This window comes from Bacillus sp. MMSF_3353, assembly GCF_030733445.1.
GTDB classification, from domain to species: domain Bacteria; phylum Bacillota; class Bacilli; order Bacillales; family Bacillaceae_G; genus Bacillus_A; species Bacillus_A wiedmannii.
On sequence record NZ_JASHJA010000035.1, the window covers coordinates 1 to 12,396 of the forward strand.

The 12,396-nt window shown below is 32.8% G+C and carries 11 protein-coding genes and 2 pseudogenes; 3 read left to right on the forward strand and 10 right to left on the reverse strand.

Features of this window, described 5'->3' with window-relative positions:
- The first annotated feature begins 258 nt into the window (after positions 1 to 258).
- Positions 259 to 1,059 carry a helix-turn-helix domain-containing protein gene (locus RBB48_RS28365; protein ID WP_306008533.1) on the forward strand — a complete coding sequence of 267 codons (801 nt, stop codon included), beginning with the start codon at positions 259 to 261 and terminating at the stop codon, positions 1,057 to 1,059.
- A 427-nt stretch (positions 1,060 to 1,486) separates the two neighbouring features.
- Here the strand turns inward: RBB48_RS28365 and RBB48_RS28370 are convergent, their stop codons facing one another.
- Entirely contained in the window at positions 1,487 to 1,879 is a 393-nt protein-coding gene (locus RBB48_RS28370; RefSeq protein ID WP_306008534.1) for a hypothetical protein, read from the reverse strand.
- A 590-nt stretch (positions 1,880 to 2,469) separates the two neighbouring features.
- On the opposite strand from RBB48_RS28370, the gene RBB48_RS28375 reads away from it, so the two are divergent.
- Positions 2,470 to 3,111 carry a peroxiredoxin-like family protein gene (locus tag RBB48_RS28375; RefSeq protein ID WP_306008535.1) on the forward strand — a complete coding sequence of 214 codons (642 nt, stop codon included), beginning with the start codon at positions 2,470 to 2,472 and terminating at the stop codon, positions 3,109 to 3,111.
- 119 nt (positions 3,112 to 3,230) lie between these two features.
- Here the strand turns inward: RBB48_RS28375 and RBB48_RS28380 are convergent, their stop codons facing one another.
- The 7 genes and pseudogenes from RBB48_RS28380 to RBB48_RS28415 form a co-directional block, all read right to left on the reverse strand.
- Complete coding sequence (locus RBB48_RS28380; protein WP_306008536.1) at positions 3,231 to 3,968, reverse strand: class I SAM-dependent methyltransferase; 738 nt, start codon at positions 3,966 to 3,968, stop codon at positions 3,231 to 3,233.
- A gap of 490 nt (positions 3,969 to 4,458) precedes the next feature.
- Positions 4,459 to 5,889 (reverse strand): IS4 family transposase, encoded by a 1,431-nt coding sequence (locus RBB48_RS28385; protein WP_306008537.1) that lies wholly within the window; start codon positions 5,887 to 5,889, stop codon positions 4,459 to 4,461.
- A gap of 68 nt (positions 5,890 to 5,957) precedes the next feature.
- Positions 5,958 to 6,344: a hypothetical protein gene (locus tag RBB48_RS28390; RefSeq protein WP_002165485.1), complete on the reverse strand. Its 387-nt coding sequence runs from the start codon at positions 6,342 to 6,344 to the stop codon at positions 5,958 to 5,960.
- Between the two features lie 13 nt (positions 6,345 to 6,357).
- Positions 6,358 to 6,552, reverse strand: coding sequence for a helix-turn-helix transcriptional regulator (locus tag RBB48_RS28395; RefSeq protein ID WP_016128585.1), 195 nt, complete (start codon positions 6,550 to 6,552; stop codon positions 6,358 to 6,360).
- A gap of 263 nt (positions 6,553 to 6,815) precedes the next feature.
- Positions 6,816 to 7,871, reverse strand: a pseudogene (locus tag RBB48_RS28405) (hypothetical protein).
- A 307-nt stretch (positions 7,872 to 8,178) separates the two neighbouring features.
- Positions 8,179 to 8,895, reverse strand: coding sequence for a DUF2812 domain-containing protein (locus RBB48_RS28410; protein WP_306008540.1), 717 nt, complete (start codon positions 8,893 to 8,895; stop codon positions 8,179 to 8,181).
- A complete protein-coding gene (locus tag RBB48_RS28415; RefSeq protein ID WP_097897350.1) occupies positions 8,892 to 9,209 on the reverse strand; it encodes a PadR family transcriptional regulator in 318 nt (105 codons plus the stop codon). The genes RBB48_RS28410 and RBB48_RS28415 overlap by 4 nt, the downstream gene beginning before the upstream one ends.
- 556 nt (positions 9,210 to 9,765) lie before the next feature.
- On the opposite strand from RBB48_RS28415, the pseudogene RBB48_RS31785 reads away from it, so the two are divergent.
- Positions 9,766 to 9,900 (forward strand): annotated as a pseudogene (locus tag RBB48_RS31785) (integrase); the annotation flags it as partial.
- 337 nt (positions 9,901 to 10,237) lie between these two features.
- Here the strand turns inward: RBB48_RS31785 and RBB48_RS28425 are convergent.
- Both RBB48_RS28425 and RBB48_RS28430 read right to left on the reverse strand, forming a co-directional pair.
- Positions 10,238 to 11,467 carry an NAD(P)/FAD-dependent oxidoreductase gene (locus RBB48_RS28425; RefSeq protein ID WP_306008542.1) on the reverse strand — a complete coding sequence of 410 codons (1,230 nt, stop codon included), beginning with the start codon at positions 11,465 to 11,467 and terminating at the stop codon, positions 10,238 to 10,240.
- A gap of 378 nt (positions 11,468 to 11,845) precedes the next feature.
- Complete coding sequence (locus RBB48_RS28430; RefSeq protein WP_306008543.1) at positions 11,846 to 12,304, reverse strand: CcdC protein domain-containing protein; 459 nt, start codon at positions 12,302 to 12,304, stop codon at positions 11,846 to 11,848.
- Positions 12,305 to 12,396 lie beyond the last annotated feature (92 nt).

Genomic DNA, 12,396 nt, shown 5'->3' on the forward strand with positions numbered 1-12,396 from the left:
AATAAATTTCTCAATATTGATATAGATGTTAAATATGGGTTTTATATCGAAAATTAACAAAAAATATAATATTATAAAAATTAAGATGGTTTGTGTCACTTGTTTTTCCCTTATGCTAAAGATAAGATCGTATTACCCGATCTTATCTTTTTTATTTATAAACTCCAACTGGACTGAAGTTTGATTTTGTTTTTTATTTGAATTTTTCTGAAAAAAGGAATATCCTTCATTATAAGAGATTCTAAGGAGGGCATAATAATGAATACAATCGGTAAAGAAATTCGCGAATTTAGAAAGACATATAACCTAACTCGAAAAGAGCTATGTAAAGGAATATGTCCAGTATCCCATTTAAGTTTTATAGAAAATAATAAAGTAGAAGCAAAACCCGAAGTAAAACAATTACTTTTAGAGCGAATAGAGGAATTTAAGTCTAATCCTGAAATTAAGAATGATACGGTTTCGAATGAAAATATAGGAAAATTCTTTTTTAATGAACGATTAAAACATGGAATAAAACAAGAAACTTTGTGTTATGGCATATGTACGGTATCTTATTTAAGTAAAATTGAAAATAATAAACTTGTTCCAAGTTGGAATATCAAAAAATTGTTATATAAGAGATTAGAAGAAATTAAAAACAATACACTAACAGTAGATTTAGAAATACTTGAATTAGAAAAGTTATATGATACTATGATTTCATTTTTTGATAAGGAAAAAATGAATGATGCTAAAAAGATGTTAAATCGAGGGTTACGAACTACAAAAAATAAATACCCTAAACTATATTGTTTATTTTCCTATCAAAATCATTTATATTTTGACCAAACAAATTTTAAAAATTTTCTCGAAAAAACAGCCATTCCTTTTTTCAAAAATGAAAAAGATAATAAACAATTATCCATATCTTATATTGACTTAGCGACCTGTTATCAAAAGGAAAATCAATTCGAAAAAGCTTGTTTATATTACCAAAAAGGCATCTCTTGTATAAGGATAGTCAAAAGTTTAAATATCATCTCATCTCATAAAAATGTTCAGTTACAATTTTCATAAGATTGTAACTTTAAAATAAAGTTTAATTAAAAAAGCTCCACAAACCCATATTATATGGAGTACAGCCAGCATTTCGGAAAAAAACCACGCTAATAGCATGCAAGGTTTTATACAATTTTTTGGATAATCCAGTAACAAACAAGAACCCGAAAACCGCACCATGATAGGAATGTATAAAAAGATGAATAGGGTTATAGAAAAAGAAAAAGAAAAAGGCGAATTCCTCTTGAAATTAGGGATTCGCCTTTTTCTTGCTACCGATAATGAGACGTTATGTTAACTTAATAAGAATATTTATTCATAAGCAAAATTAAAGAGAGTAACAAAATGTTACTCTCATCAGAAAAAATCAAATCAATATTTTCTAAATTATACTCCAAACGCAGTCATTCTAACTCTCGAAATTTCGCTTTCTTAATTAAGTTTGCTATTTTTGTTCTGTAAATCCTTTGTTGATTAAATCCTCTGTTGATTGTATTACTTGTACATCCTTTGGAAGTTCACTTTCATCAATTTCTTTATACGTTATATTTCCATCTTTATCTTTATCTTCAATAACAAATTTTACTTTATCTGTGATAGATGGTTCTTCTTTTTTATCTGTTTCTACACCCTTTTTTGTTTGTACTTGTACATCTTTTGGAAGTTCACTTTTATCAATTTCTTTATACGTTATATTTCCATCTTTATCTTGATTCGGAATAGCATATTGTACTTTATCTTTAATAGATGTTTCTTCTTTATTATCTGGTACTGCACCTGCTCCACCAGTTAATAACCCTGTACCTAAAAGTGCTCCTGCTAATAATGTTTTAAACATTTTTTACTACCTCCTTGTTTGAAATTATATTAAACATAAAGCAAAAATCTGTAGTTAATATGGATTATATCTGGAGAGTAGGTGAGTTTTATGATTGGGCTATCCTTTGTTTTTGGGTGTGAGTGCTGGCTGGGGGTCTGGGGGCTAGCCCCTAGGAACTTAACGTAACTGAATATGGAATAAGCTTATTATTTAAATCGATAGAACTAGCGGTTCGGCGGGTATAATTGCTGGTCCAAGTCGAAGCAACTTAACCCCGTTCCTTGCGGAACCTTTAGCCTATATATAAGAGTGAGCAGAGAAAAGTAAAGAAAGTCAGTAATATCAAGGTTTTATAGAAGATAGGGTGTCAAAAAAAGTGACACCTAAAAAAAGGTAAATAAAAACAAAAAAAGAATGCAAGAAAATTTTTATATTTTTTTAAAATAAATAATTAGAATGTATAAAATATACACTTAGATTATAAAATTTATAACATTTAAAACGAATTAACATTTCATACAATACGTCATTACTTTCTATATTAACACTAAATAATAGTACCTGGTACTATTATTTAGTGTTAATATAGAAATGAAAGGGGATTTAATATGAACTATACACAACAAGTACAAAAATTTAAAAAAGACTATGTAGCCAAGATTCCCAAAAATGTTCAAACAATTATGCAACGAGCAACAGATGAATTAACAGCATCTAAAGAAACATTTAGTTTAAATGTGGGGACAAAAGCTCCTAATTTTACATTGCATAATCATAATGGGGCTCCTGTCACCTTATACGAAGAACTAAAGAAAGGACCTGTTATCCTAACATTTTATCGAGGAGTGTGGTGTCCTTATTGTAATATGGAATTGCGAGCATACCAGGCTATCCTGGACCAATTAAAAGAACAAAATATACAATTACTTGCTATTAGCCCTCAAATACCTGATCAAACTCTTACTACACATGAAAAAAATCAGCTACAATATCATGTATTAAGTGATTTAGATGATAAGGTATCAGAGACATATGGACTTAAATTTACAGTTCCTGATTATATGAGAGAATACTATATGAAGTTTGGAGCAAATTTACCTCTATACAATGGAAATGATTCTTGGTCCTTACCCATACCAGCTACTTATTTAATTAATAAAGCTGGTGAAATTACATTTACTCATGTGAATTCAGATTATACAAATCGAATAGATCCTCAAGACATACTGCAAATAATAAAAAATAAATAAGCCTAATAGGCTTATTTATTAGAACTTCCGAGTTCGAAAGTTATGTAAATAAGCTGTCCATATGGACAGCTTATTTACATAATGATCGAAAGCGGAAATTAATCAACGAGGGTTTAATCTCAATATTTTCTTGATTTAATGATAATAGAAGATGGTCTCCGTTTTTCATTTATTAATTCTGGCATTTTTTCTAATCCTGTTGGAGTTGACTCTGGCTCAATAATTTTCTCAATTACAAAACCGTTGTCTATAAGAGTATTAATTAATGTTGAAATTGTTCTGTGATATTTAACAACACCATCTATCCACCAATGTTCCTCCCTTTTTCCTTCTTCTTGGTAATTATCTAATGCCCAATGCAATCTGTTTCCATTATTATCCTTAAACCAATTATTCATTTCTTTTCGAGCTGTTACTATTGGATGTTCTGTTGAAAAGATAAATTCACCATCATTTTTTAACAGATCTCTTATTTTCTTAATTAGATGTGAGTAATCTTCTATATAATGTATAACTAAAGAACTTGTTATTAAGTCGAATTTTTGATTTGGCAAATTAAGTTCTTCTATTGGTACACACATATAATCTATTTTTTCGTTTTTGTTATACATTTTAGCTTGTTCAATCATATTTCTTGAGATGTCCACTCCTATAACTTTCGAGGCACCATTTTCTACACAGTACATAGAAAAATGACCAGTTCCACATCCCAAATCTAATACAGACTTATCTGTAAGATTAGCAATTATAGATTTAATTGCTGGCTGTTCAACAAAATCATTAAAGGTAAATCCATTTTCACGTAATGACTTATAATTTTTAAAGAAAAACGGATTATCATAAATGTTTTGTTTCATTATACACCTCCTATAATACAATCTATATTTTTTATATTCTAGGGGGCATCCCAAAATTCCTATATTAGCCAAAATACACTTCAACTAACCTGCCATTTAGTTGAATAAGGAACAGTGTATATCCTATACATGTTAGGTTGACATAACGTCTCATTATCGGTAGCAAGAAAAAGGCGAATCCCTAATTTCAAGAGGAATTCGCCTTTTTCTTTTTCTTTTTCTATAACCCTATTCATCTTTTTATACATTCCTATCATGGTGCGGTTTTCGGGTTCTTGTTTGTTACTGGATTAGCCGAAAAACTGTATAAAATCTTGTATATTCTTAGCGTGGTTTTTTTCCGAAATGCTGGCGGTAACCCATCGCTATCAAGCTAAGACCATACAACGTCACTTATAGTAGAGGTTATTTCTTTTATTCTAGAGGATACATGTAGGGAATTTAAAGATTTGCATACGAAATAAACCCTATCGGGTTTCATTTTTTTGAATTAAGCCGCTTGATTATTAGACATGGTACAATTGTAAACGACACCTAATATATCAAAGACCGTTTTTTTCTCATATCGATGAGATTTCCGCCCGTTTTGCTGTAGGAGATTGAACAGGCGAAGTAACACCTTTGATAGCTCTTGGGTGTTTTTTTGTATAGTTTGGAATAGAAGAAGAAAATAGTCTTTAATCATATATATGGCTTTATACTCACTAAGCTCTCGTTTTTTCTTGATGAGGAGCAATTGGCGCATTTGAAACATGATAGAAGAACAGAGTAGAATGGCAATCATTTGACCATATAAATGGCACTCCAATCGTTCTGGTTTTATCTTTTTACAATGATGGATTTGAAAGAATGACTTCCACGTTTTAAATAAAATTTCGATTTGCCAACGCAAAGAATACCAGTCATGTACCTGTCCCATCGGGACAATGTCTGTAGGGGTGTTTGTCATATATACATTGATACCACTGAGTCGTTTACTACGAGGAGAATACTTCATTCCTTTCTTTTTTTCTCTTACAGCTTGATCTTGTAATCGTTTTTGTTGCTGTTGTTTTGTTAATCGATGAACAATTACACGAGCTGGCACTTTATCAATCATCCCTACATAAGCATCAGCTATTTCACATGTTTGTCCTGGTTGAAGGGAGTTCATTAACGTCTCCATATCTATCTGTATATACTCTGTACCTTTCTTAATTCTTCCGTCTTGAAAATAATCAGGGTTAGGATTTTTTTGATAAATACGTGTATTCGACTTGATACGAGAGATATAGTAGGCCTCTTGATCTTGTATATATTGAAGGTCTTTTAAATGAAAATAACCTAAATCTCGGATACATAAATCATTCGCTGTCACAGTTGGGACACACAGAGAGCCGTAAGTACGATCATGTTGTTTACCTGGACCTGTATGTATATGTAGGAACTGTCCACTTAACAAATCATACTCAAGTTGAATTTTTATCCCAGCTGTATGGCTGCATCCTCCTGCACCTGGATAAACCGATGAAAATACATCCGGGAGTTGAAATGCAGTTGAATCTAAAATACGAACACGCTTAAAAACAGAAGTGTATGGAGAAGAAATCGGCATTGATGCAGCTAATTTTTTGCTTAGTAGTTCGGCTAGTAGGTGTTGTAAAAGTTGGACGGCCGCCTTATTAAATCGTTGATTCAGTCCCTCAGGACTAATGAGTACTCCTGTTGATGCTTCTAAACAGCTAGATAACTGAGTTAAAGAATTCATAGCTACATTTTGGCTCAGCCACACACATAAAGCTACTAAATTTTTTGCTTGGTACTTACTGGTCCGTTGTACAAAACCAACATCTCTAGCAAGATCCCGTAAGGTATTTGGAGATAAAAAACGTTGAATCTCTTGAGCAAATAGTTGTAATTCATCAGACACAGAAACAGACATAAAAAACGCCATCCTTTCCTATGATTCTACAGAAAGGATAACGTCTTTTTCCACTTTTAAATAGTCTACTAAGAGTTGTTTCTTGAAACGAATATATGACTTATTTGGTAAACGATAGGATATAAGAAAACCAGAAAAATTAACGGTTTATTATGCATATGGTTAAAATTCCATGTTCCTTCTGATAAAAATAAAGTACCTAAAGTTAATACATACATTACAAAACAACAAATTGATAAGCTTTTCTGTCTGATATGTAAAAACATTTCATCAATAAAATTCTCACTCTCTTTTTTACCTTTTAAAATTCTCTTCATAAATAATGATTGCAAAATGATTGTTGCTACAAATAACGAAGTTATAGAGAGCTGTTGCTTCTCATACCATTCAAAAGCAAGTAAACCCATAATCACAATGTATAAACAAGTAAATAAGATATTAATTCCATTTTTCATTTGTTTCTTCTCCTTATCTAGATTTAATAAATAATTGATCAACTGTTACACCAAGGGATTCAGCTAAATTAAAAGCAAGTTCCAATGTAGGGTCATATTTGTTATTCTCAATCGCATTAATCGTTTGTCTTGAAACATGACATAATTTAGCTAAATCTTCTTGGGAAAGCTTTTGCTCTTTACGTAAAATACGAATTATGTTCTCCATTTTTATGAACATCACCTCTAATTTTGTCAAAAACTTTTTACATTTTCATTTTATATAAATCCACCCTAAATGTCAAAAGTTTTTTACATTCGTGAAAGTAAAAAAACGATAATCCTTCTACACTTTAGATAGAAAGAGTATCGTTTTTTTATTTTTGGGGGATTTTTATTTGTTAGCTTGATAGCGATGTGGCGGTAACCCAGATATAAAAAAATGAATCCTTAATAGCTTAAGGATTCATCCTAATTCGTACACTCTTTTGATTAATGCAATGATGACTTCTCTCTCTTTTCTCTCATATATACTGCAAATTGCATCATTTCTTTTTGGGTAAATTGCTTTCCTTCAGTTGCCCCTTGTTTAGCCGTCCCAATATATACTAAATCATCCCATTTAGAAAACGGTTCTTCTCCTTTAAAGACCATTTCACTATATCTTTTCCATTCTCCGTCAATGTTTACTACATTATATCATCCCTCATTAGCTAAGAAACTCATTGCAAACATTTTATCAGAGTAATAGAAATCACATTCCCTATTCGGATCGAGTAATTCTTCCCAACTAATATTAGCCTTTAAATCTTCTTCTGGAATTTCACGTTTCTCTGTTTCAATAAGTTCATAAGATGAAATTGGTAAATCGTCTAATTCATCATCATATATTTCTTTCATGATCCAACAGTCTTTATTTGCGCCTTCTGCATAATATTGATACCAGCTATTGTCATGCGTTTTAAATACATAAATAAATCCATTTGTAACTGTCTTACGATAAGTTTCAACGATATAACTGTGATCAAAATTCCCCGTTTGGTCATATAGTGTGTCATCATCATGATAAGTTTCGGTTTCAATAATGAGTTTCTTTTTCTCGCCCTCAATTATATATTCATAGCCGTCGACTACTGGAAAGTCTTCTGGATAATCATTCATACACCTTTTTTCTATTAAGCAATCCTTTACTTTGTTTATGGCTGCTTCAGGAATCTCTTCCAACTTTACGAACTCTTCAAATTCATTATTAATATCTATTCCATAAGGCTCTAATATTTGATGCAATTGTCTAGCAACCCTTGTTTCTTCATAAATCATATATTCATACTCTTTAGGATTGAATTCTGTTACTAAAACATATGTATCCAAAGGGTTTATCGTATATGTATTTACCCATTTATTAGGCTGATTGAAAACTCCGTGTGGGATTAAATATCCCCATAGCACCACATACTTCTGAAATTTCTCTTCTGGTACTACAAAATACGATGAACCTTCGTTTGTTTCTCTTTCTAGTACACGTTTTCCACTGAACAATTTACGCATATACATACCCCCATGATTGGGGTACAGCCGAGATACGTGTAAAAATAGGTCATAGACTTACTTTTATTTCCATCTATGACCTATTTTATTTATAGAGGTATTGCTTCTTCTATTGGATGAGGAATCTTTTGTAAGTCAATTACATAATCACCGAATCGTTTTATATGTCTAGTGATATAAGGGTACCGCCAGCGAAACGGAAATAAACCACGCTAAGAATTTTCAAGTCGTTTTAGCACTAATTTAAATTAGTGTTGTATGCGAAATTGGATAACAATGTCTAAAACTTTATTATTCGAATCCTATACTAAGCTTTCTTCCCCCTCATTTTATGACAAAGAGACATGATAAGCCAAATAGCAGTTGGAAGTGCGATTGCTCCAATAATCATAGACGCTAACATGTTAACTGCACTGCCAGAGGCGTATAACAATATAAAAATAGCTATTAAGAAGAGAAGGGCTCGTATAGTTTTCAAAAGATTAGCTAAGCCTTTTTTTTCTTGTACCTTCCATTTGTTACTATATGTTGTGATTACAGTCCAAACTATTGGAAGTGCAGTGGCAGTGGAAATAACTGCTATTGTCAACAGTATGGATTGTAATGTACCAGAGCTTATCATTGCTCCAAACCATACGAGTACTGTTATTAAAACGAACGGAATGGCAAAATAATTCATAGAACGGACTAAATTCCCATACTTTTCTACGGATGTGTCACGGTCACTATAAATTGGTTTTGTATTAGGTTGTGCTCGAAATAAATGAATGTTTCCTTGTGAGGCAATATGCGACCATCCAGAGAATGAAAAAAAGTCCAAGTATTCCTCTGCTTCCCCCTCTTTTAATAAACGATAATCTACACTGTAGATATAATCTGAGCATTCTCCTTTTTCAAGCGTATACCCCATAAACTTAAAATCACTAACATGCCAACCCTTTAAAGAAAATCGGTGTAATTTTTCCATGTCCTTTTCCTCAGAAAAAGCTAACCCACCTGACGTAATATACTTTGTTTTTCTCATTCTTTAACCTCCTTCAATCCCGTTTCTGCTAATTGAATCATCAGTTTTCTTACCTTCACATCTTCTTCTAATACTTCTCTGCCCTTGTCAGTAAGCAGATATGTTTTACGCCTTGAATCCGAACCATCATTCAAATAAATCCATTCTTGTTTTAATAACTTTTTTATGATCGTGTACATGGAAGCAGGACCTATAGTAATTGCCCCTTTTGTTGTTTCTTCAATTAAGCTCATAATTGAGTAACCATGCCTTGGTTTCGTTAAAGCAGCCATAATATAAAACACTGAATCCGTTAATTGCTCAGTTTTTTTCAACCCATCACCTTCTATATCTCTCTAATATGTATCACAAAATGATATATCCAAAAATAATATATCATTTTGTGATACAATTGTCTAGAATTCTCTATGATTTTTGAACCAATTATCATACACCCTAATTATACAATTGAAACGAAGTGTTTTCAGTAGCTAACTAATGGATAATTAGGGTTAACCCATAATAGACAATTTACTTAATAAAAATAGACGAAGCAACAGAAACAATATTTATAAGCTCAATAAATTTAATTTGGAAATAAAAGTAAGGATATGACCTATTTTTACACGTATCTCGGCTGTACCCCTAATTTAAAAATAAAACAAATAAATCGAGAAAATTTCGAATGACTTGAACATTATTTCATACTTAATTATAATTGATTAGAAGTTGAAGTAGTAATCTGTCATCTATTCCTTCATTTTAAAGAAGATTGATCTCAATCTTCTTTTTTTTGCTGTACCCTGTAAGGGGTCACACGACCGAAAAAAGAAAATTGTACGCTAAGGGTTGGTATCCGTTAGCGTACAATTTTCCCAGAATGATAAGGCTATGCCAATAAAAGAACTTCAAGACACAGTACAGCATTTTACTTCTTTCTTATTAGATAAAGGAAGAAAACCTTCCACAATTAAACGATATGCTTATGATATCGAAAATTTTGGTCAGTGGTTGCAAAAATCTAAACTGGGACATTCACGGTGCCCGCAACATTTTGGCAAAAGAACTGTACGGAAAGATGTGTCATATCCCGGAAGAAACGAAGAGAAAGTATTTGTGGATTGCTTAAGCAAAAAGTAGTAGACGGTGTGTTCCCACCCTTCTGCATGTGCAGAACTTGCTTAGTCAAATGAAGAAAAGGAGTCCCTGCATAGGTGCAGAGAGGAGATGGAAAATCCGCTTCTCATGGGACCTTGTCTTTGTTGATGCTAAGAAATCCCCACTTCAAGCGGAAGCGAGTAAGTGGGGGAGGTTCATAGTGAATTATTTTTGTACTTAAATTACTTAATCTCTAAAATCATTGCTAGATCGATTGCATTATTCGTGCGAGTTCTTTTTCTAAAGCAGCGGGCTCGTTTGCATAATTGTAAATCCCTAAAAACTTCTCTATAGCCTCTGGATGGGAACTGATTAGCTTGTTGACAGCATCCTGTTGTTCAGATATGCGTTCATTCTTCGAAATTTGGCATCCCATGTGAAACCGAACCATAAACTCATCTTCTATTGCCTTTTGATATTCTTCAGACATTTGATTTGATGGATCGGATTGTCCCTTATATTTTGATAGAATATTGGATAATATACGTGCTCCACATATAGCATCATGGATACCCTGCGCCATGCCAGGATCTTTAAAACAAACTGCATCTCCAACCAACGCCCATCCTTTTCCCATTCCTTTATACCAGTAATTATCATATCCGAAAATGCCTTTGACCGGTTCTACTAGTTCTGCATTTTTCAAGCGCGCCCCAATTGTTGTATTCGGAAAGTTATCTGTAAAGAAATTGCGTAGACAGCTTTCCGGATTTAATTTCAACCGTTCTATCAATTCCTTATTTTCTAATGGGAAAATGCCAACAATTACATATAAATCATCATTCGTCGGAAAGAGAATGGCTGTGTTATCTTTTATCTTGTATACTTCAAATTTAGGGACATTATCGTGGCGAAATCCAGAGAAATACCCGAAATAGATGCCGACTGTTGCCGGAATACTTATTTTGAGTTCACTTTTTACCAGCTTGCGAATAATAGAGGATCGGCCGTCTGCCCCGACTACCAGGCGAGCTAAAAATTCTTGTTTCTCGTTGTCGCCGTCTAAACCTTTCACGCCTATCACTGTTTCGTCATCACGGATGACATCCGTCACACGAAATCCTTCTAAAACAGTTACATTCATTTGGGATTTGGCTTGTTCAAGTAGAATATGATCGAGATAAGTTCTTCTAATACAATAACAACTTTCCTCTCCGTAAACCTCAGGGATGGGACCTTCTATCACGGTATCCTCAAATTGAAATTTAATATCCCGTACCGGCGGTGCTTTTGTTTCCAATAACTTGTCCAGGACACCGGTTTCTCGAAGAAGAGCGACAGTATTATTGAAAAAGGTATGGGTTGATAATGTGTCCCTTGGAAAATTCGCTCGGTCCACTAACAACACATGGAAACCTGCCTTAGCAAGATAAATTGCCAGGGTAGAGCCGGCACATCTAGCACCGGTAATGATGACATCATACGTCTTATTCATCGTATCACTCCATTTTCAAGTATAATTATTAACTTGCTTATCCATTAGCAGAGTTCTAAAGTTAATGCCCCTACGAGTTAAAGTAATGGGGAAAATTGATAAGAATGCACTACATACATAAAGTATGGAAGCTAAAACGAAATAAGTACAGAAAATTCTCACCTGCTAGGGGTCTCACCACATCGCCATCAACCTAATATTTTTAATTACCCCATGCCCCTCAAGCTACAAGTACGAATTACCCCAAAACAATAAATACGAGAAAAATGCACAAAATTTTCGTTCTGGGGTATTTGCTTTTCTTAGCTTGATAGCAATGTATTGGTGTTAGAAAAACACTGAAATTTGCTACACTACAAAAATTGCCCTTAGCAATACTTAATGTTTTGAATGCATCAAACTTTTTGCTTTTAAGTATAGAATCACTCTTTTTATACACGCACTCGCCGCAATAAAGCAAAAAATACCATTCGTTACTAAGCCGAGCGCATACTGACTTGAACCTTTAAAAATATACGTTACGATAAAACGTAAAATAAATACAACAACCCATATACCTAAGGCGATATAAGAACTTTTAGCATAAACCTTCCCATTATTTTTATCGATTCGTATTATAGTTGTAGAACCACGCACAGCTCCTACAATTCCTCCAAGAGCAAGTAATACTACAAATAAACCAGTTTCTATTAATGTGAGATCATTAAATACATGAGTAAATGTATAGTATGCGATTAATACAGGAGCAATCCACATTCGTTGAAATTTCAATTCCCTTTCTTTTAGTTGAGGGAGAATTATAAGAATTAAAATAATAAGACCAGTTGTATTATCCATGCTATACTCTCTTTCTTTTTTATTATGATCTGTTTAATTTCAATTAGAAAAACACTATGTTAATTTAAAATTTTATTCTTTTTACTACAGAC